Consider the following 18,968-nt stretch of genomic DNA (forward strand, 5'->3'; position numbering starts at 1 on the left):
GGAATGCACGGCCGCCGGCACACGGGCCGAGGCCTGCGCCGCCGCACTCCCGGCGGCGCAGGCCTCGCTGGCCGGTCGTGGTGCTGCTCGTACTGGTGCTGTTCCCGCTGGTGTTCGGGGGATGGCTCTGGTACCACGTCGACTCGACGATCAACCGGGTCAGCGCCTTCCCCGACTACGACGGCCGGCCGGCAGCGGGCGCGGGCACGAACTGGCTCGTCGTCGGCTCCGACAGCCGCGACGGGCTCGACCCGGAAACCCGCGAGAACCTGCACGTCGGTGCGGCCGATGGGCAGCGCACGGACACGATCATGATTGCGCACGTGCCGGACAACGACACCCCGCCGACGCTGATCAGCATCCCGCGCGACTCCCGCGTCCCGGTGCCCGGCCAGGGCCGGACCATGATCAACGCAGCGTTCGCGATCGGCGGCCCGCAGCTGCTGGCGCAGACCGTCGAGCAGGCCACCGGCATGCGCATCGACCACTACGCGGAGATCGGTTTCGGCGGCTTCGCCGGCCTGGTCGACGCGGTCGGCGGCGTCGAGATGTGCCTGGAGCGGGAGATGCACGACACGCAGACCGGCCAAACGCTGCAGGCGGGCTGCCAGGTCCTGGACGGCGAGAAGGCGCTGACCTTCGTCCGGATGCGCTACAGCGACGCCACGCCGCGATCGGACCTCGACCGGGTCGCCAACCAGCGCAGGTTCATCGGGGCGCTGGCCGACGAGGCCTCCAGCTTCGGCACCCTCATCAACCCGTTCACGACCTACGCCCTGGCCGACAGCGGCGCGGCCGCCCTGACGATGTCGGAAGCCGACGGCACCGGCGACCTGCTGTCGCTGGCCTGGGCGATGCGCGGCATCTCCTCGGGCGGAGTGGTGACGACGACGGTGCCGGTCACCGACGCCACCGCGCAGCGCTGGGACAAGGAGAAGGCCGGCGCGCTGTTCGAATCGGTCAACTCCGACCAGCCGATCTCCGCCGACCTGATCGTCGAGTGACCAGCGTGGTCGTGAGTGCGTAACAGTGTTCGAACACTGTTGCGCACTCACGACTGCTCACCGGCGCGGCGGCTTCATCTCCAGCGGAACGCCGATCAGGTTCAGCGCGTTGATCAGCGAGACCTGCGCGACGAGGTGCCCGAGCTCCGCTTCGTCCGGGAACGCCTTGCGCAGCGAGTCCCACAGCTCGTCGGTGACGTGCTCGCGCCGGGTCGCCGTCTCGGCGTAGGCGAGCGCGGCCCGCTCCCGCTCGTCGAACAGCTCCGACTCCTGCCACACCGGCAGCTGAAGCAGCCGGTCCTGGCCCTCGCCGTGCCGCAGCGCCTCACGGCTGTGCATGTCGACGCAGTACACGCAGCCGTTGATCTGCGAAACCCGGATCTTCACCAGTTCGCGCAAGGTCACGTCCAACGGCCCCTCCCGCAGCGCCGCATCGGCCTTCTTGAAGCCCGCGTACGGCTCGGGGGCGGTCTTGCCGAGATCCAGTCGTGCCATGGTCTTCCTCTCCCATCAGGCCTTCACCAGGGAGACGACTAGGGGCGCGCGAACGTGACCGCGCGGAGCTTCCGCGGGTTGAGTTGCCGCCGGTAGGCGCTGATGCGGCCATCGGTGATCTCGACGGTGTCGACGCTGTGGACCCGGCCGTCGCGGTAGGCGACCAGCGCGGGTTCGCCGCCGACCTCGACGATGTCGATCCCGCTCAGCGACCACTGCCTGCCCACGCGCAACAGCACTTCGGCGATGCGCAGCCCGCCGTGGATGAGCTTGCGCGCCGCGAAGACCTCCCCGCCGCCGTCGGTGGTGTACACGGCGTCAGGGTGCATCAGCTCGACCAGGCCTGCGAGGTCACCGGTCTGGTAGGCGGCGCGGAAGGCGACGAGCAGGCGCTCGCGTTCGGCGCGCGGCGCGGTCGGGGCGGATTCCCTGGCCTCGACGACCCGGCGCCGCGCCCGCGAGGCCAGCTTCCGCGCGGCGGGCACCGATCCGCCCAGCACCTCGGCGATCCGGTCGAAGGAGATCCCGAAGACGTCGTGCAGCACGAACGCCACCCGCTCCGGCGGGCTCAACGCCTCCATGACCAGCAGCATCGCGGTCGTCACGGACTCGTCGACGAGCACTGGCTCGGCCGCGTCGGGCCCGGTGAGCAGCGGCTCCGGCAACCACGGCCCGACGTAGTTCTCCCGCTGCACCCTCGCGGACTTCAGCACGTCGTAGGAGCGCCGCGCGGCCACGGTCACCAGCCAGGCCCGGAGGTCCACGACCGCGCTGAGATCGGCCGAAGACGCCCGCAACCAGACGTCCTGCACGACGTCCTCGGCGTCGGCGACGCTGCCGAGCAGCCGGTAGGCCACTCCGAACACGGCCGGCCGGTGCTCCGGCCACTCGGCCGTCAGCCGCATGCGCACTCCCGGGGAAATTCGCTTGTCGCCTCCCGCCGCGGTGCGGAAACTGGTCGGCGACCGGTAGCCCAGTGGCGGAGGACTTCGTGCGCCGACTCTTCGAAATGCCCCGACTTCCCGAGCGGAACGAGTATTTCGAGGACCACGGCGCACATGAGAATCCTGAACATCGGCATCCTGGCACATGTCGACGCGGGTAAGACGAGCCTGACCGAGCGGCTGCTGTTCGACACCGGTGCCATCGACCGGTTGGGCAGCGTGGACGCGGGCAGCACCCGGACGGACACGGCAGCGGTCGAGCGGCAGCGCGGCATCACCGTCCGATCGGCGGTGGTCTCCTTCGCGGTCGGCGACACGCAGGTGAACCTCGTCGACACCCCCGGCCACTCCGACTTCGCCGGGGAGGTGGAGCGCGCGCTCGGCGTGCTCGACGGCGCTGTCCTGGTGCTCTCCGCGGTGGAAGGCGTGCAGGCCAGGACCCGGATCCTGCTGCGCGTGCTGCGCGAACTCGGGCTGCCGACACTCCTGTTCATCAACAAGATCGACCGAGCAGGTGCGCGCGCGGCCGAGCTGCTGGCGGAGGTGGAGCGCTGCGCCCCGGTGGTCCCGATGACCGGTGTGCACGACATCGGCACGCCCGACGCCCGCGCGGTCCCGGTACCGCTGGACGCCGAAGTGCTCGCAGAGCGCGACGACGAACTGCTCGCGCGCGTGATCGACGGCCCGCCGCCCACGCCCGCCGAACTGCACGTCGCGCTCGCCGACCAGACCGCGCGCTGCGTGGTGCACCCGGCGTTCTTCGGCTCGGCGATCACCGGCCAAGGCGTTCCGTCGCTGATCGACGGCATCACCGGTCTGCTGCCGCCCGCCTGCGAGGAACCGGCCACGACGCCGCAGGGTTTGATCTTCGCGATCGAACGCAGATCCGGCCGCAAGACCGCCTACCTGCGGTTGTTCTCCGGTGAACTGGTCGCGCGCCAGCGGGTGACCTTCCGCCGGGAACACGGGGGAGAGCTCGCCGGTCGGCTCACCGGTCTGGAAGTGGTGGGCCGCGCGTCCGACCGCATGGTGCCGGGCGACATCGGCCGGATCACGGGCTTCCCGGGCATCCGCGTCGGCGACCGGCTCGGCGACCGCGACGTGCGGAGCACCGGCCTCTCCCGACCGACCCTGCGCACCGTGGTCAGCGCCCGAGAACCCGGAGAAGGACCGAAGCTGCACGCCGCGCTGCAGGAACTTGCCGAGCAGGATCCCCTGATCGAGGCGAAGCCGTTGCCCGGTGGGGCGAACGAGGTGCTGCTGCACGGCGAGGTCCAGAAGGAGGTCATCGCGGCCGCGCTGGCAGATGACTTCGGCGTGGCGGCGGTGTTCGGGCCGAGCCAGGTCGTGCTCCTGGAACGGCCGACCGGTGTCGGCGAAGCCGTCGAGGAGATGGGTCACCGCGCGGCCGGACCGAGCGGTTTCTGGGCGACGATCGGGCTCCGCGTGCGGCCCACCGGGCGGCGGACCGGCGTGGTCTTCGACCACGAAACCGAGCTGGGCGCACTGCCCCTGGCCTTCCACCGTGCGGTCGAGGAGTCGGTGCACGCCGCGATGGCGCACGGCTTGCACGGCTGGGCGGTGACGGATTGCGCCGTGACGATGACACGTTCCGGTTTCGTCGGACCGGTGAGCACGGCCGCCGACTTCCGCGGCCTGGTGCCGCTGGTGCTGCGCCGCGCGCTGGAGCAGGCGGGGACACGGGTTTACGAGCCGTGGCACGAGTTCGTGCTGGAAGTCCCGCTGGACGTGCTGGCGGAAGCCACGGCGCGGTTGAGCGCCCACCGCGCGAAGATCACGGAGGCGGTTCCCAGCGGCGCGGCGTGGTCCGTCCGGGGCGCGATCCCGGCTTCCGAAGTGCCCGAGGTCCAGCACTGGCTGCCGGACTTGTCACGCGGTGAAGGCACCTGGTGGTCCCGTCCGGATGGCGATCGACCAACGTGACCACCCTGTTGGGCTAACCGAAACTACGCCGGGTAGTCCACTAGCGTCGCATCCGCTTCATCCCTGAAACGTCGCGGAAGCGGGTGCTTCCGGCATCTCGGAGGCGCGCTCCCCCAGCGCCTGCGTTTCCGCACTCCCGACCTGTGAAGGAATAGTGTTGCTGAAGCAGATCCGCCGCGTGCTGTTGGCCACCGCCCTGATCGCCGGAGCCGCGGTGACCTCCGCGACGACGGCCCCGGCGCAGGGCGAACTCCCCAGCGTGCTGCACCTCTCGCTGAGCACCGAGGGCCCCTCGGTCCAGCGCACGACGCTCCTGGAATGCCACCCGGCGGGCGGCACGCACAAGTTCGCGCAGAAGGCCTGCACCGACCTCGAACTGGTGCAGGGCGACTTCCGCCAGATGCGGGTGAACCTGGCCCGCGCCTGCACCCTGGAATACCTGCCGGTGACGGCGAAGCTCGAGGGCAAGTGGCGCGGCGAGGTCGTCAGCTACACCAAGAGCTACCCCAACGCCTGCGCGATGCAGAACGAGACCGGCGTCCTCTTCGACCTCTGATCTCGCGCGATCAGGCCCGGCCGCGGCGCCCGTTTGGAAGCATGGCGGCCATGCCGAGCGAACCCCGATGCGAGCTGTGCGACCTCCCGCTGGGCCAGTGCGCGCACAGCAGCCGCCCCAGGCGGAGCCCGCAGCCGGACCTGATCCTGATCAGCCCGAAGGGCGTGGCGCACGTCCCGGGATGCCAGCACAAGGGCGACGACCCGGACTTCTCCCGCTGGGCGGAGATCCGGGACGTCCCGCGCGCCTGGGAGAAGCTCGGCAACGGCGAGGCGATCAGCGCGACGGGCGGCGCGGTCCCCGGGCTCGTAGCGGTCAGCCGCTGCAAGGACTGCGCGTACCTGCTCTGACCTCGCCGCGTAGGCTGCCGCCGGATGATCAGCGCGGGAAGGTGGCCGATGCCGGAGATCGAGTGGGCCGACTTCGAGAAGGTCGAGCTTCGGGTGGGAACGATCGTGGACGCGGCGCCGAACGCGAAGGCCCGCAAACCCGCGTACGTGCTGAAGGTCGACCTCGGTGACCTCGGCGTCCGGACCTCCAGCGCGCAGATCACCGACCACTACGCACCGGAGGACCTGCGCGGCCGCCAGGTGTTGTGCGTCTGCAACTTCGCCCCGAAGCGGATCGCGGGAGTGAAGTCGGAGGTCCTGGTGACCGGTGCCCACGACGAGAACGGCAACGTGGTCCTGGCCGGCTTCGACCACCCGGTCCCCAACGGCACCCGCCTGCTGTGAAGCCGAGGATCTGACGTGCTGCCCTTCCCGGAACCGACGAAACCGGCGGCCTCCCGCAACGAGGTCTTCACCGGCTACCTCGACTTCTTCCGCTCCCGAGTGATCGACAAGATCACCGAGCTCCCCGAGCCGGAACTGCGCACCAGCCGAGTCCCGTCCGGCTGGACGCCCCTGGAGCTGGTGAAGCACCTGACCTTCGTGGAACTCCGCTGGATCGAATGGGGCTTCCAAGGCCGCCCCGTCGAAAAGCCCTGGGGCGACTGGAAAGACGACCGCTGGCACGTCGACCCAGCAGAAACCCGCGAATCCCTCCTGGAAGCCCTGCGCACCCAAGGCCGCCACACCACCAGCGTCATCGAAACCACGGACCTGTCGGAGGTAGGCCAACCAGGCCCCCGCTGGAAGGGCGCAGAACCGGCAACCCTGGAACGAGTCCTCTTCCACCTCGTCCAGGAATACGCCCGCCACCTGGGCCACCTCGACATCATCACCGAACAAGCAACGACAGAACCCGGCGAGTAGCTCAGCCCTCCCGAAAGCCGCTGCCCTCGGCCCACTTTCCGCAGGTGGCCGCCCGTGAGCGTTTTGTGCTGCCATAGCCACACAAAACACTCACGGATCCTGACCAGCGAAAACGGAGCCCATCCGCGTGCCCCGAACCTACTAGCTGGTAACAAGCCCCGCCAGCCCTGCGAAGACCGCTCCGATACGTTCACACTCGCCCGAGGCACGAAACGGCTGCCCTGGAGGACGCTTGAACGCGAACCCGGATGCAGAACCCCGAACGAACCAAGGCTTCTTCACCCAAGCGTTCCGCTTCGGCCTGGTAGGAATCGGCGGCGCAGCGGTCGACTACGGCAGCCTCACCCTGATCCTCGCCCTCGGAACCTGGCCGGAACTCGCCAGAGTCCTCAGCTTCACGATCGGCAGCACAGCGGTCTACCTGGTGAACCGCCGCTGGACCTTCACCTCCAGCAGGAGCACGAGAGAAGTAGCGGCGCTAACGGCGGTCCTGGCCCTGACCTTCGCCCTGGTAGCAGGAGTGAACGCCCTGGCCCTCCGCCTCCTCCCGGAAGGCCCCTGGCAGATAACCCTCGCCTGGGCGATCTCCCAAGCAATAGCGACAACATTCAACTTCCTGGCCCAAAGAACGATCGTCTTCCGCCAGCGAAGCACGAACCCCGCAACCTGACCCGGCAACGACCGAGCGAGCGGATCACGCGCCCGTAGGCTCGGTCGCATGCACAGCACCCTGACCGAGCACGCCCGCTGCCTCTACGGCGACGAGTACCGGTCCACCCCGCAGTGCAACAGCGACCACCGAGAGCACCACTTCGTAGAAGAACTGACCTTCGCAGAAGCGGATGCGATCCTGGCAATGCTCCACGAACTCTCCCCAAACCTGGTAGACGGCAACCTCCCAGTCTGGATCCGAAACCTCTCCTACCGCCTCGCCCTACTCCAACGCCCCAACGACCCAGCACTGATGCGAGAAGCGGCAGAAAGCCTCCACCTCCACGGCCCAGACTGGGACAACATCGCAGCAGACCTACGAAAGAAGGCCGAAACCCTGGAGACGGGAACCTGAAGTACTAGTTCCCTCGGCTCGGAGAAGCAGGTTGCACAGCACGTTAATCGGTCGAGCCAGGCCCCGATGTGCTGGCATCTAGAGAGTCGAGCTGGGTGCGGACGGCTTCGGCATCGGGATGCCCGAGCTCGTCGAGGATTCCAAGGGCAGCCATCCACGCTTCGCGGGCGTCTTCAGTGGCGTTCCCGGCGTGCAGGGCTTCGCCAAGCTTGCTCAGGCTGGTTGCCTCGCCCAAACGGTGGCCGATGGCCCGACGGTGTTCTACCTCACGACGGTAGATGCGTACTGCATTGTCGAGGTCGCCCTTTAGGAGGTAGGCCATCCCAAGATTTGTCAACGCGTAGCCATGCGTCATAGGGCCATGGCTTATGTCGACGGCGCGATGAAGATGAGTGAATGCCGTGGTGAAGTCGCCAAGGTGGGCCAATGCAATTCCGAGAACTGTGTCGGCTTCTCCTGCATCGATGATTGGTCCGCAAGAACGATCTTGCATTCGTAGAGCCTCTCGTGCGGAGGTGGCCGCATCCGCATAGCGTCCCAAGTCAAGAAGAATCTCTCCGAGAGATCCGTGCATTTTGGCTGCCCAGCGGGGCTCGTTTAGCTCGGTGAATAGGTCGGCGGCAGATTGATGGTAGTGGATCGATGCATCAAGTTCGCCGCGCAAGTAGTGCGCGGTGCTGAGGTCGACGAGCAGTCGTGCTTGTGCGGCTCGGTCTCCCATCTCCTTTGCCCCTGCGAGTCCATCGCTGCTGCTGCTCCTCAGTTCGTCGATCAGCCCGCGAAGCTTGAGCGGGTAGGTGGCGACGTACGCGAGCCAGGGTCCACGGCCCATCCGGAGTGCTACAGCCTGTCGGATGGCGGCTAGCACACTGGTGTGTTCAGCGTCCCACCACGCAAGGGCCTCATCATTGGTGGCAAAGTCGCGCCACAGTTGTTTGTCGATGTAGTCCAGGTCAGGCAAGACACGGGCGGGGGATAGTCGTTGGTTGGCGGCATAGGTGGCGTAGAAGTAGTAGTCGAGAAGACGTTGTAGTGCTGCCGTGCGGTCCTGGTCGGTGTCGTCGTTGTGCGTGCGCTCGCGCGCATAGGCGCGTAGCAGGTCGTGGAAGATGTAGCGGTCTCCCCCGCGCCGGGTGAGTAGATGGGCTCGGCAGAGCTCGGCCAATACTCGGCGAACGCGGCGCTGATCGATTCCGGCGAGAGCAGCAGCCGCCCTCAAACTGATGTCCGGCGAATTGGGTAGGCCGAGGAAACGGAACAACCGTGCGGCATCTGAGGAGAGCGTGCGATAGGACCAGGAGAACACCGCTCGGATCCCGGTTCTTCCGCCGACATCGAGGGCGTCGAGCCGTTCGCGCTCGTCACGGAGTTCGGCGGCGAGGTCTTCCAGCGGTAGGTCTGGTTCGGCGGCGGCCTGTACGGCAACCAGCGTCAGCGCTAGCGGCAGTCCGGCGCAGTGCTCCAGTAGTGCTTCGACATCCTCCGGTGCCTCGGCCAGACGTTCGGAGCCGAGATAGCGCGCCAGCAGCTGGCGGCCTTCGTCGCGGGTGAGCGTGGTCAGGGCGAGTCGTTGTGCCCCGTGGTGGGCAACTAGGCCGTCCAGTCGTTGGCGGCTGGTCACGATGACTAGGCATCCCGGTGAGCCTGGCAGCAGTGGCAGTACCTGATCGGCATCACGAGCGTTGTCCAGGACGAGCAGGAGTCGTCGTCCATGCACCAGCGTGCGGAACTGCGCTGCCCGAGCCTCTTCAGTGGCTGGCACCGCCTCCGGCGCCACTCCCAGTGCGGTGAGAAAGCCCGCCAATGCCTCCGCCGGTGACATCGGCTCGGCGGCTGGGTCGAAGCCTCGCAGGTTGACGTACAGCTCGCCGTCGGGGAACTGCTCCCGCACCTGGTGGGCCCACTGCACCACCAGCGTCGACTTGCCCACACCCGCCAGCCCGTCGATGGTCGACACCAGGACGGTGTGGTCGTTTCCGGCGCCTTTGAGCAGAGTGGTCAGCGCGTCTTGTTCGACGGTGCGGTTGATGAAGTGCCGCACTGTCGCGGGCAATTGACGCGGCACCGCGCGTGTACTCGATGAACCGGCCGGGCCGTGAATGTGCACGTCTCCGTGCACGTTCTGCGCCTGAACCACGTTCTCAGCACCCGATGCGCTGTTACTCGACCCCGGAGACCCCACGCCTGCACTGTCCTTCTCAAGAGGCTTGCAGCAAATGATCAGCGCGAGACTGGCACAAGCACAGCCGAACCTGCACCGCCATCCGCGCGTCCGAGGAGATCAGCTCTGAAGTGATGAAAGGCTGCCATCAACCCAGACCGGGTACGGCACCCATAGCAAGGAGCGCTCGAAAGGCAACCCTCGCACCGTGGGGGGTTTGGGGGGTTCGACCCCCCAATAAAATGGCGAAGGAGCCGCGGCCAACGCGCAGGCGTGGCACACGGCTCCCAGCTCCGAGCGGATGACGGGAATCGAACCCGCGTTCTCAGCTTGGGAAGCTGATGTTCTACCATTGAACTACATCCGCGTTACCTCGTGTTCGAGGCTGCGCCAGCTTAACACGGTGGGGCGCGTAGATCATCATTGGGTTGCCGATACGCTGTTGGTGTGTTGCTGAGTGACCGGGACCTGCGCAAAGAGCTCGACGAGGGCCGCCTCGAACTCGATCCGTTCGACGCCGCCATGATCCAGCCGTCGAGCATCGACGTGCGGCTGGACCGCTTCTTCCGGGTCTTCGACAACACCCGGTACACCCACATCGATCCGTCGAAGCAGCAGGACGAGCTGACTTCGCTGGTGGAGACGCCGGACGACGATCCGTTCGTGCTGCACCCGGGCGAGTTCGTGCTCGGGGCGACCTTCGAGGGCGTGCGGCTGCCGGACGACCTGGCCGGCCGGTTGGAGGGCAAGTCGTCGCTGGGGCGGCTCGGGCTGCTGACGCACTCCACCGCGGGGTTCATCGACCCCGGGTTCACCGGGCACATCACCCTGGAGCTGTCCAACGTGGCGAACCTGCCGATCACGTTGTGGCCGGGGATGAAGATCGGGCAGCTGTGCCTGTTCCGGCTGTCGAGCCCGGCCGACTTCCCGTACGGGTCGAAGGAGGCCGGTTCGCGGTACCAGGGGCAGCGGGGGCCGACGCCGTCGCGGGCCTACCTGAACTTCAAGCGCGCCGAGACCAAGCGGTGACGCTCCGCCACCGCGGATGATCTTGTTTTCGCTGGATGCGGCGTAGCGTGCCGGATGCGCTGGGCTTTCGGTGACGGTGAGCTACTTCACCCTGAATCGAATAAGCAAGTAGCGGGTTCAGAACTTACGATCCCCTGCGCCCGGCGTTCTGGAACGATTCGCAACGGAGCGGTCGACGTGCGGGCGGCAGGAGTTCTCGATGTCCGCAATGCAGTCGCGTGCCTCGGGCGCTGCCGAGCAGCTCGGGCACGTCGTGATGATCGCCGGTGCCGCCGCGCTCGGCGGATTCCTCTTCGGCTACGACACGTCGGTGATCAACGGCGGCGTCGACGCCATCCAGAAGCACTTCAACGTCGGGTCCGCGCTGACCGGGCTGACGGTGTCCTCCGCGCTGCTGGGTTCGGCCGTCGGGGCCGGGGTGGCCGGCGGGCTGGCCGACCGGATCGGCCGGATCCGGGTCATGCAGCTGGCCGCCATCCTGTTCATCGTCAGCGCCGTCGGCTCGGCCGTGCCGTTCGCGATCTGGGACCTGGCGATCTGGCGGGTCGTCGGCGGTGTCGCCATCGGCATCGCCTCGGTGATCGCGCCCGCCTACATCGCGGAAGTGGCGCCCGCTGCCTACCGCGGCAGGCTGGGATCGCTGCAGCAGTTGGCGATCGTGCTCGGGATCGCGATCTCGCAGCTGGTCAACTACGCCCTGGCGCAGGCCGCCGGCGGCAGCGCCTCCGGGATGCTCGGGCCGTTGCAGGCCTGGCAGTGGATGCTCGGGGCCGCCGCGGTGCCCGCGGTGATCTACCTGGTGGTCGCCTCGACGATCCCCGAATCGCCGCGCTACCTGGTGGCCGCGGGCAAGCTCGACAAGGCGCGCGAGGTGCTGGCGCGGGTCGAGTCCGGTGATCCGGCGGAGAAGGTCGCCCAGATCAAGGCCGCGCTCGGCGGCGAGCGCAAGCCGCGGTTGAGCGATCTGCGCGGGCGGCTCGGGCTGCTGCCGATCGTGTGGATCGGCATGGCCATCGCCGCGCTGCAGCAGTTCGTCGGCATCAACGTGATCTTCTACTACTCGTCCTCGTTGTGGCACTCGGTCGGCATCGACGAGAGCAGTTCCCTGCTGCTGAGCCTGTTCACGTCGATCGTGAACATCGTCGGCACCTTCGTGGCCATCGCGCTGGTGGACAAGATCGGCCGCAAGCCGCTGCTGGTGATCGGTTCGCTGGGCATGGCCGCCTCGCTGGCCGTGACCGGGTGGGCTTTCAGCTTCGCCGAGGTCGTCGGCGAGGACGCGACGCTGCCGTTCCAGTGGGGCGTGGTGGCGCTGATCTCGGCGAGCGCGTTCGTGCTGTTCTTCGCCGCGTCGTGGGGCGTGGTGATGTGGGTGCTGCTGGGCGAGATGTTCCCGGTGCGCATCCGCGCCGCCGCGCTGGCGATGGGCACCGCGACGAACTGGATCGCCAACTGGCTGGTGACGGTGAGCTTCCCGAGCATGCGGGACTGGAACCTGCCGGTCACCTACTTCATCTACGCCGCGTTCGCGCTGGTCTCGGTGGTGTTCGTGGTGAAGTACCTGAAGGAGACCAAGGGGCGTTCCCTGGAGGAGATGGGCAGCTGAGCCCGGCTCCGGTCGTTCGGGTCCGCTTTGTCGCAGGGCTGTGACAGTCGCATCGCGGGGCGCGGACATCGGGCGGCGAACGTGGACGGCATGAGCGAACCACGTGTTACGCCGCCGCGGGCCCGAGACCGGGTGTACGTGGCGATCACCCTGCTGATCGGTGTCCTGGTGCTGCCGGTGGCGTTGGTCCGCCGTCCTGGACACGCACTCGAACTGGCGTGTTCGTGGGCGCTGCGGCTGCGCTTCCCCGGGGAAGACCTCAGCGGTCTCGACGAACGGGCCAGGGCGGCGTTCGTCGCGGCGCGGACCGACGCTTTCTGGCGGCACGGCCAGCTCATCGGACTCACCTCCGGGTTCCGCGACCCGCTGATCCAGCGGCGGATGTTCGACGAGGAGGTGCGCCGGGTGGGCTCGCCGACGGCGGCCCGGCTGCTCGTGCTGCCGCCGGAAGCGTCCAGCCACGTCCAAGGCATCGCGATGGACGTCCGGCCGCGGGAGGGCGCGCGTTGGCTGGAGGAGCACGGTGCGCGCTACGACCTCTTCCGCACCTACGACAACGAGTGGTGGCACTTCGAGCACTGGCCCAACTGCGGGGACCTGCCGCCGCGGCGGCTGCCGAACCCCGCGGTGGAGCGGGAGACCGCGCGGATGCCGACTGCTCCGGCCCACCGGCCGACCGCGCGGCTGCGCTGCGGAACGACCGCGCTGCGGGTCTGACCTGCGATTTCGAAGATTCTTCCCGGATCCGGGAACAACGCGGAGCCTTCGTGCGTATTAGGTACCGTACAACGTACGAAGGAGTGTGCATGGCCTCTCGCGACATCACCCCGTTCCACCTCGACGTCCCCCAGCACGACCTCGACGACCTGCGGGAACGCCTGGCCCGGACCCGCTGGGCCGACGAGGTCCCGGGGCTGGGCTGGAGCTACGGCCCGCCGCTCGCCTACCTCCGCGAGCTGGCGGAGTACTGGCGCGACGGCTACGACTGGCGCGCGCAGGAAGCACGGCTGAACGCATTCCCGCAGCACACCACCGAGATCGACGGCGCGACCATCCACTTCCTGCACGTCCGCTCGCCGCGGCCGGACGCGCTGCCGCTGCTCATCACGCACGGCTGGCCGAGTTCGGTCGCGGAGTACCTGGACGTCGTCGAGCCGCTCACCGAGGCCGGGTTCCACCTGGTCATCCCCTCCCTGCCGGGTTACGGGCTGTCCGGGCCGACGGCCTCGGCCGGGTGGGGTGCCGAGCGGGTCGCGCGGGCTTGGGCGGAGCTGATGAGCCGCCTCGGCTACGCGCGGTACGGCCTGCAGGGCGGCGACTGGGGCACGTGGATCTCCCGCACGCTGGCGATCAACGAGCCGGAACGCGTGGTCGGCCTGCACACCAACGGGATGATCACCTTCCCGTCCGGCGACCCGGACGAGTTCGCGAAGCTGACCGACGCCGACCACGCGCGGATGGCCCGGTGGCAGCGCTACACCGACGAGCTCTACGGCTACAAGCTGATCCAGTCGACCAAACCGCAGTCGCTGGCCTACTCGCTGGCGGACTCACCGGTCGGGCTGTTGGGCTGGATCGTCGGCGTGCTCAAGGAGTGGACCGACTGCGCGGACACGCCGGAGGACGCGATCGACCGCGACCGCATCCTCACCACGGTGATGCTCTACTGGCTGACCAACACGGCCGGCTCGGCGGCGCGGTCCTTCGTGGAGACCCCGGACAACTCCGCCAAGGCGGAGGAGGAGGGCGTCATCGAGCAGCTGACCGACGGCACCGTCCCGCACGGCGTTGCGGTGTTCCCGAAGGACGTCCTCGCGCCGGTCCGCCCGTTCGCGGAGCGGATCAACAACATCGTCCGCTGGACCGAGTACGACCGCGGCGGCACCTTCCCGGCGATGGAGCAGCCGGACCTCTACGTCCGCGATGTGCGGGAGTTCTTCGCGTCGCTGTGATGGCGATGGTGCCGTGAGTGTTTTGGGTTGCCATAGCGCCCCAAAACACTCACGGCACGTGGACGGCTGAACCTGTTCCTACACCCAGACAAGGGCTAGGCCGAAGAGGGTGCCGAAGCGGGATTCGGCGCTGGCCGCGTCGTCGAAGACCGCGAACTGGTTGCGGTGTTCTTCGCGCCAGTACATGACCGCGCGATCTGAGAGCTGCATGCCCCAGATGCGGACGCGGTCCGGGTCTGGGGCGCCGGTTTCGGTCTTCTCGGCCAGGCCGAAGAGCTGCGGTGTCATGCGGACCTCCCGGTGATCGCTGGTGTTTCCCAGCGTCCACGCGGGAATCCGGGATCGGGACTACCGGATGCGGGAATCCCGATTCCGGGTTCCCGCTGGGATCATGGATCGATCAGGATCTGGTCGGGAGGTCCCGGTGGTACGCACCAGCCCCACGTTCCGCCGTCGCCGGCTCGCGCGCCGAATTCGCCAGCTGCGCGAGGAAGCAGGCATGACGCAGGAGAAGGCCGCAGCAGGCCTCGACATGTCCACGAGCGCCCTGAGCCGCAAGGAAACCGGCGAGGTGGCGACCTCGGTCCACGAAGCCCGCTCGATGATGGACCTCTACGACCGCTACGACCCGGACCTCCTCGACCTGGCGAGAGCAGCGCGGGAACGCGGCTGGTGGCGGGCGTACGGGGTGGAGGACCGAGGCTACGTCGACCTGGAAACGGAAGCCTGTGCGGTGCGTGAGCTTTCACTGGTGTACATCCCGGGACTGCTCCAGACCGAGGACTACATGCGTGCGATCTTCACCGCCGACCGCGTGCGGAGGACGAAGAAGGAGTTCGAGAACCAGATTTCCGTGCGGTTGATCAGACAGCAGAGGCTCAGGGATTGCGAACAGCCGCTGCGGTTGCTGGCGGTGCTGGATGAGGTCGCGCTCGGGCGCACGATCGGCGGGCCGGATGTGATGCGGGAGCAGCTGAAGTACGTACTGCATTCAGCTGAGAACGACCATGTAGAGCTCAGCGTGATCGGGAGGGAGGTTGGCTCACATCCTGGGATGAATGGCGCGTTCGCCATCCTGAGCTTTCCTCAACCGGAGGATCAGGATGTCCTGTACATCGAGTACCCGACTGGCTCGATCCACATCGAGAAGGAAGCCGAGGTCCAGGAAGCTAGGCTGGTGTTCGAGCACCTGCGCCAGGTTGCGCTGTCTCGTGAGAAGTCGATGGAGCGGATCGAGCAGGTCGCTCGGACCCTGTGAGCTCGGCGTGAGCGAGGCGAGACGCATGTACGCGGTAGACCTGACTGATGTCAGGTGGCGCAAGAGCAGTCGCACCGGCGGCGGCAACAACGGCAACTGCGTGGAAGTCGCGTTCGCCGACGTTGAGTGGCGCAAGAGCAGTCGTAGCGTTGGCAGCGGCCAGGGCGGCAACTGCGTCGAGGTGGCGTTTGCCGGGCCTGCGGTGGCGGTCCGGGACTCGAAGGATCCCGACGGGCCGGTGCTGGCCTTCCCCGCTTCGTCGTGGGCGTCCTTCTTGGCTCGGATCGGCGACGATCCCAGCGGAGCCTGAGCTTCGACCCACCACCGATGTGCGGGAGCTCCTCATGGGTTGTGATGGCGATGGCGCCGTGAGTGTTTTGGGTTGCCATAGCGCCCCAAACACTCACGGCACGTGGACGGCTGAACCTGTTCCCGCGACCCGGGCATCATCCGCCTGGCTCAGCGGCCGGGCGTGTTGGCCGCTGGGGGATGCCGGGTTGGACCAGGCGAAGGCCATCGATATGGCCAGGACCAGGGCGCTGAGCAGGAGGAAGAGCCAGGGCGGGATGTTCTGGGTTCTGCCGGTGAACGGGCGGCGGGGGAAGTCCGGGGCGTCGTCCAGGGCGAGCGGTTCGATGATCGCCCGGATGCCGCTGTTGACCTCGGCCACCTCGTTGGCCAGCGCCCGGCACTGCTCGCAGGTGCGCAGGTGGGATTCCACGATCTGCTCGTCGCGCTTGGACAGGGCGTTCCGGGCCCAGCCGCCCAGGCGGTCGATCACCGTTCGGCAGCGCGGGTCGGAGGCCTCGGCCAGGTGCGCGTTCAGGTACTCCCGGCGCAGGCCCTCGCGCGCCCGGTAGGACAGGGCGGACACGGCGTTGGGGCGGAGGCCGAGGAGCGGGGCTGCTTCGGCGGGCGTGCGGCCCTTGATCTCGGTGTGCCAGAGCACCTTCTGCCAGTTCGCCGGCAGCCGGGCGAAGGCCTTGGCCGCGAGCGTCCGCTCCGCCGCGTCCACCGCCGAGTCCTCGACGGGATCGATGTGATCGTGCACCGCCACGCTCTGGACGTCCTCCACCAGTTGCACCTTCCGGGCGGTCCGCGAGCGGTCGTAGGCGAGGTTGCGCAGCGTCGTCAGCAGGTACGCGCGGAACGCGCTGGTGGGGCCGCCGCCACTGGTCAGGCTGCAGAGGACGTTGGCGAACGCCTCGGACACGAGGTCGTCGGTCTCGGCGTCGGAACGCGAGAGCTGCCGCGCGGTCTTGTAGGCGGCGCGCACGTGCCGCTGGTAGAGCTGCCCGTAGGCGCCCTTCTCGCCGGAACGAACCAGCTCGACCAATTCGGCGTCGCTGAGCTCGGGCGTCTCGGCCATCTGTCCTCCGCATCCGGTGCCGGTCGATACCGGGACGCCCCGGCCGGCGGCATATGACGCCGGAATCGGCAACCCGATGTGTGCGCTTGGATACGCTGGGTGCGATCTCGTGGGGGTGGCATGCCGGAACCGGTTCACAACGCGCTGAGCGGCAACATCGGGACGGCAGTGCAGGTCGGTCACCTCCACGGCGACGTGAACTTCAACGTCTTCCCGAGCACCGGCCCGGGTCTGGGATCACTGGCCCCACCAGCGCTGACGCACGACGTGCGCGGTCGCGGTGAGCTGGTGTCGGCGGTGGTCGAGGAGCTGCGAGCCGGGCAGAGCTGCGTCGTGCACGGCGCGGGCGGCTACGGCAAGACGACCGTGGCGCAGCAGGTGGCGGCGGAGCTCGGCGCGGAGACGTGGTGGGTCGATGCGTCGTCGGAGCGGAGCCTGCACGACGGCCTGCGCGAGGTCGCCCTGCGCGCGGGCGCGAACCCGCAGGAGGTGCACGAGGCGTGGGAGGGGCGCGGTCACGCGCCGGACCTGCTGTGGCGGCAGCTGGCCCGGGTCGAGTCCCGGTGGTTGCTGGTCCTGGACAACGCCGACGACGTGCGCGTTCTCGGTGCCGGGCGCCCGATTGCCGAGCGAACGGGCTGGCTGCGGACCAGCACCGGCAGCGTGCTGATCACGAGTCGCGACGGAAACCCGCAGTCCTGGGGAGGCCTTGCCCGCCTGCACGAGATCGAGACGCTGTCGGTCGCCGACGGCGCCCAGATGCTGCTCGACCGCGCACCCGATGCCGGTTCGTCTGGAAGCGCCGGTGAACTCGCTCAACGCCTGGCCGGGCTCCCGCTCGCGCTGCACTTGGCGGGCCAGTACCTGGCGGTCGTCGCAACGATGCCGCAGGTGCCGGGCCTGGATCTGCCGGTGGACTTCGACAGCTACCGAACCGCGCTCGACGACCGCTGGCCGGAGGTGACCGAACTCCCGGATGCACCCCACCCCCTGGCAGAACGCGAAACGCTGCACCGCACTTGGGAACTGTCCCTCGACCTGCTCGCCGAGCGCGGCTACCCGTCCGCCCGCCCGCTGCTGCGCCTGCTGTCCCACTTCGCCGACGCGCCGATCCCGCTGGAGGTGCTCCGCACCGACATCCTGGCGAAGGCCCCGGTTTTCGCGGGCATCACGGCAGTTCACCTGGCTGCGTTGATCAAGGCGCTGACCGATGTGGGCCTCCTGCACAGTCCGGAAAACCCGGTGCCGGTCCTGCGTTTGCACCCGGTCGTGCGCGAGACGAACCGATATCTCGGGGAACCGCAAGAAATCGGGAACAACATGGCGCACTCGGTTGCGCTCGCGGGAGTCATGGCCGCGAGCATGGAGGTGACCGACCCGGCCACGTGGCCCCGTTGGCGCGTGCTGCTCCCGCACTGCGCAGCAACGCTCGACGTTCCGGACGGCGTGCGGGAGGCGGTGCCCGGCCTGATCGCGTTGACGTGCGAGCGGGCGACCAGGTTCTGCGCCACCGCAGGCCTCGTGCTTCAGGGGATCGACCTGGCCCGAGCCGCGTTGTCCCGCCTCGCGGAAACGCGGGCCGAGGTTCGCGAGCCTCTCCTGGGCATTCGCAACGACCTCGCCTCGATGCTGCTCGATCGGGCTGATCTGGACGCGGCGGAGGCGGAGTTCCGTGTCGTGCTGGAGGCCGCACCCGACGTCTTCGGCGCGAACGACGCCAGAACGCTGGGTGTGCGGCACAACATGGCCGGGCTGCTGCAAGCTCGCGGCGAGCTGGAACGGGCGGAATCCGAGTTCCGCGCGGTGGTCGAGCTGATGACCGGATCTCTCGGCGCGAAGCACTCCTCGACGCTGGCGGCGCGGCACAGCCTGGCGGGCGCGCTGCTCGCTCGTGGTCGGTTGGCAGCGGCCGAGGCGGAGTACCGGGCGGTCCTCGACCTGCGGCAGCAGGTTCTCGGCGCAGGCCACATGCACACCATGACCACTCGGAGCGAGCTGGCGGGTGTCCTGCGGGCTTCCGGCGAGCTGGAGGCGGCGGAGGCCGAGCTCGCCGAGCTGCTGGACTGGGCTGCCGAGACCTTGGGCGACGACCACTCCCGCGTCCTGATCACCCGGAGCAACCTCGCGGCCGTGCTGGCGGAACGAGGCGATCTGAAGCGGGCGGAGTCGGAGCTGCGCACTGTCCTGGCGGTGGCGCACGAGGTGTGGGGTGCTGATCACCCCCACGTCCTGGCAGTGTGCGGCCAACTCGAGAACGTGCTGCGGGGGCAAGGGAAACGAGCTTTGCCGGACCAGGCCGCGATTGCTCCTGAAACGCGCTGATCGCGT

At 68.4% G+C, this 18,968-nt stretch carries 20 protein-coding genes and 1 tRNA gene; 15 read left to right on the top strand and 6 right to left on the bottom strand.

Translation table 11 applies throughout. The features are described from left to right. The first annotated feature begins 77 nt into the window (after positions 1 to 77). Entirely contained in the window at positions 78 to 1,004 is a 927-nt protein-coding gene (locus ATL45_RS14390) for an LCP family protein (protein WP_246025344.1), read from the top strand. A gap of 57 nt (positions 1,005 to 1,061) precedes the next feature. Here ATL45_RS14390 and ATL45_RS14395 read toward each other — a convergent pair whose 3' ends face one another. After that, positions 1,062 to 1,499 carry a carboxymuconolactone decarboxylase family protein gene (locus ATL45_RS14395; RefSeq protein ID WP_093151310.1) on the bottom strand — a complete coding sequence of 146 codons (438 nt, stop codon included), beginning with the start codon at positions 1,497 to 1,499 and terminating at the stop codon, positions 1,062 to 1,064. 38 nt (positions 1,500 to 1,537) lie between these two features. Further along, complete coding sequence (sigJ, locus tag ATL45_RS14400) at positions 1,538 to 2,404, bottom strand: RNA polymerase sigma factor SigJ (RefSeq protein ID WP_093151312.1); 867 nt, start codon at positions 2,402 to 2,404, stop codon at positions 1,538 to 1,540. A gap of 153 nt (positions 2,405 to 2,557) precedes the next feature. On the opposite strand from sigJ, the gene ATL45_RS14405 reads away from it, so the two are divergent. The 7 genes from ATL45_RS14405 (at position 2,558) to ATL45_RS14435 (ending at position 7,265) form a co-directional block, all read left to right on the top strand. Further along, positions 2,558 to 4,387 carry an elongation factor G gene (locus tag ATL45_RS14405; protein WP_093151315.1) on the top strand — a complete coding sequence of 610 codons (1,830 nt, stop codon included), beginning with the start codon at positions 2,558 to 2,560 and terminating at the stop codon, positions 4,385 to 4,387. A 157-nt stretch (positions 4,388 to 4,544) separates the two neighbouring features. Further along, on the top strand, positions 4,545 to 4,943 hold the full coding sequence (locus ATL45_RS14410; RefSeq protein ID WP_170210240.1) for an SSI family serine proteinase inhibitor: 399 nt from the start codon (positions 4,545 to 4,547) through the stop codon (positions 4,941 to 4,943). Between the two features lie 50 nt (positions 4,944 to 4,993). Further along, positions 4,994 to 5,293, top strand: a complete 300-nt coding sequence (locus tag ATL45_RS14415; protein WP_093151320.1) for a hypothetical protein — start codon at positions 4,994 to 4,996, stop codon at positions 5,291 to 5,293. 48 nt (positions 5,294 to 5,341) lie between these two features. Beyond that, positions 5,342 to 5,677 carry a tRNA-binding protein gene (locus ATL45_RS14420; protein WP_093151323.1) on the top strand — a complete coding sequence of 112 codons (336 nt, stop codon included), beginning with the start codon at positions 5,342 to 5,344 and terminating at the stop codon, positions 5,675 to 5,677. A gap of 15 nt (positions 5,678 to 5,692) precedes the next feature. Next, complete coding sequence (locus ATL45_RS14425) at positions 5,693 to 6,199, top strand: DinB family protein (protein ID WP_093151325.1); 507 nt, start codon at positions 5,693 to 5,695, stop codon at positions 6,197 to 6,199. 232 nt (positions 6,200 to 6,431) lie between these two features. Next, positions 6,432 to 6,869 carry a GtrA family protein gene (locus ATL45_RS14430; protein ID WP_093151328.1) on the top strand — a complete coding sequence of 146 codons (438 nt, stop codon included), beginning with the start codon at positions 6,432 to 6,434 and terminating at the stop codon, positions 6,867 to 6,869. A gap of 48 nt (positions 6,870 to 6,917) precedes the next feature. Beyond that, positions 6,918 to 7,265 (top strand): hypothetical protein, encoded by a 348-nt coding sequence (locus ATL45_RS14435; protein WP_093151331.1) that lies wholly within the window; start codon positions 6,918 to 6,920, stop codon positions 7,263 to 7,265. A 43-nt stretch (positions 7,266 to 7,308) separates the two neighbouring features. Here the strand turns inward: ATL45_RS14435 and ATL45_RS14440 are convergent, their stop codons facing one another. Both ATL45_RS14440 and ATL45_RS14445 read right to left on the bottom strand, forming a co-directional pair. Continuing rightward, positions 7,309 to 9,402 (bottom strand): ATP-binding protein, encoded by a 2,094-nt coding sequence (locus ATL45_RS14440; protein WP_246025345.1) that lies wholly within the window; start codon positions 9,400 to 9,402, stop codon positions 7,309 to 7,311. A 320-nt stretch (positions 9,403 to 9,722) separates the two neighbouring features. Next, positions 9,723 to 9,793 (bottom strand) — tRNA-Gly (locus ATL45_RS14445). Positions 9,794 to 9,873: 80 nt separating this feature from the next. On the opposite strand from ATL45_RS14445, the gene dcd reads away from it, so the two are divergent. From dcd to ATL45_RS14465, 4 genes are all read left to right on the top strand, one after another. After that, positions 9,874 to 10,455: a dCTP deaminase gene (gene dcd, locus ATL45_RS14450; RefSeq protein ID WP_093151334.1), complete on the top strand. Its 582-nt coding sequence runs from the start codon at positions 9,874 to 9,876 to the stop codon at positions 10,453 to 10,455. Between the two features lie 199 nt (positions 10,456 to 10,654). Then, the gene (locus ATL45_RS14455; RefSeq protein ID WP_093151335.1) at positions 10,655 to 12,061 is read left to right on the top strand and encodes a sugar porter family MFS transporter; all 1,407 of its coding nucleotides are present in this window, start codon (positions 10,655 to 10,657) and stop codon (positions 12,059 to 12,061) included. A gap of 90 nt (positions 12,062 to 12,151) precedes the next feature. Next, positions 12,152 to 12,778, top strand: coding sequence for a D,D-peptidase/D,D-carboxypeptidase VanY-N (gene vanY-N, locus ATL45_RS14460; protein WP_093151338.1), 627 nt, complete (start codon positions 12,152 to 12,154; stop codon positions 12,776 to 12,778). 89 nt (positions 12,779 to 12,867) lie between these two features. After that, a complete protein-coding gene (locus ATL45_RS14465) occupies positions 12,868 to 14,013 on the top strand; it encodes an epoxide hydrolase family protein (RefSeq protein WP_093151340.1) in 1,146 nt (381 codons plus the stop codon). Positions 14,014 to 14,091: 78 nt separating this feature from the next. On the opposite strand, the gene ATL45_RS14470 is transcribed toward ATL45_RS14465, so the two are convergent. Further along, entirely contained in the window at positions 14,092 to 14,301 is a 210-nt protein-coding gene (locus ATL45_RS14470) for a hypothetical protein (protein WP_093151343.1), read from the bottom strand. A gap of 103 nt (positions 14,302 to 14,404) precedes the next feature. Here ATL45_RS14470 and ATL45_RS14475 point away from each other — a divergent pair, with 103 nt between their 5' ends. Further along, positions 14,405 to 15,271, top strand: a complete 867-nt coding sequence (locus tag ATL45_RS14475; RefSeq protein WP_177241953.1) for a helix-turn-helix domain-containing protein — start codon at positions 14,405 to 14,407, stop codon at positions 15,269 to 15,271. Between the two features lie 25 nt (positions 15,272 to 15,296). Further along, complete coding sequence (locus ATL45_RS14480; protein ID WP_093151614.1) at positions 15,297 to 15,581, top strand: DUF397 domain-containing protein; 285 nt, start codon at positions 15,297 to 15,299, stop codon at positions 15,579 to 15,581. A 93-nt stretch (positions 15,582 to 15,674) separates the two neighbouring features. Here the strand turns inward: ATL45_RS14480 and ATL45_RS14485 are convergent, their stop codons facing one another. Then, complete coding sequence (locus tag ATL45_RS14485; RefSeq protein WP_093151348.1) at positions 15,675 to 16,640, bottom strand: sigma-70 family RNA polymerase sigma factor; 966 nt, start codon at positions 16,638 to 16,640, stop codon at positions 15,675 to 15,677. Between the two features lie 120 nt (positions 16,641 to 16,760). Here ATL45_RS14485 and ATL45_RS14490 point away from each other — a divergent pair, with 120 nt between their 5' ends. Next, positions 16,761 to 18,962, top strand: coding sequence for a tetratricopeptide repeat protein (locus tag ATL45_RS14490; RefSeq protein WP_093151351.1), 2,202 nt, complete (start codon positions 16,761 to 16,763; stop codon positions 18,960 to 18,962). The last annotated feature ends 6 nt before the right edge of the window (positions 18,963 to 18,968 follow it).

The sequence above is a fragment of the Saccharopolyspora antimicrobica genome (assembly GCF_003635025.1).
Taxonomy (GTDB): Bacteria; Actinomycetota; Actinomycetes; order Mycobacteriales; family Pseudonocardiaceae; genus Saccharopolyspora; species Saccharopolyspora antimicrobica.

Excerpts from the sequence above, each read along its gene's own strand:
- ATL45_RS14405 (WP_093151315.1), top strand. The coding sequence starts at position 2,558 with ATGAGAATCCTGAACATCGGCATCCTGGCACATGTCGACGCGGGTAAG.
- ATL45_RS14490 (WP_093151351.1), top strand. The coding sequence starts at position 16,761 with ATGCCGGAACCGGTTCACAACGCGCTGAGCGGCAACATCGGGACGGCA.
- ATL45_RS14455 (WP_093151335.1), top strand. The coding sequence starts at position 10,655 with ATGTCCGCAATGCAGTCGCGTGCCTCGGGCGCTGCCGAGCAGCTCGGG.
- ATL45_RS14465 (WP_093151340.1), top strand. The coding sequence starts at position 12,868 with ATGGCCTCTCGCGACATCACCCCGTTCCACCTCGACGTCCCCCAGCAC.
- ATL45_RS14415 (WP_093151320.1), top strand. The coding sequence starts at position 4,994 with ATGCCGAGCGAACCCCGATGCGAGCTGTGCGACCTCCCGCTGGGCCAG.
- vanY-N (WP_093151338.1), top strand. The coding sequence starts at position 12,152 with ATGAGCGAACCACGTGTTACGCCGCCGCGGGCCCGAGACCGGGTGTAC.
- ATL45_RS14435 (WP_093151331.1), top strand. The coding sequence starts at position 6,918 with ATGCACAGCACCCTGACCGAGCACGCCCGCTGCCTCTACGGCGACGAG.
- ATL45_RS14485 (WP_093151348.1), bottom strand. The coding sequence starts at position 16,640 with ATGGCCGAGACGCCCGAGCTCAGCGACGCCGAATTGGTCGAGCTGGTT.
- ATL45_RS14395 (WP_093151310.1), bottom strand. The coding sequence starts at position 1,499 with ATGGCACGACTGGATCTCGGCAAGACCGCCCCCGAGCCGTACGCGGGC.
- ATL45_RS14420 (WP_093151323.1), top strand. The coding sequence starts at position 5,342 with ATGCCGGAGATCGAGTGGGCCGACTTCGAGAAGGTCGAGCTTCGGGTG.
- sigJ (WP_093151312.1), bottom strand. The coding sequence starts at position 2,404 with ATGCGGCTGACGGCCGAGTGGCCGGAGCACCGGCCGGCCGTGTTCGGA.
- ATL45_RS14475 (WP_177241953.1), top strand. The coding sequence starts at position 14,405 with ATGGATCGATCAGGATCTGGTCGGGAGGTCCCGGTGGTACGCACCAGC.
- ATL45_RS14470 (WP_093151343.1), bottom strand. The coding sequence starts at position 14,301 with ATGACACCGCAGCTCTTCGGCCTGGCCGAGAAGACCGAAACCGGCGCC.
- ATL45_RS14480 (WP_093151614.1), top strand. The coding sequence starts at position 15,297 with ATGTACGCGGTAGACCTGACTGATGTCAGGTGGCGCAAGAGCAGTCGC.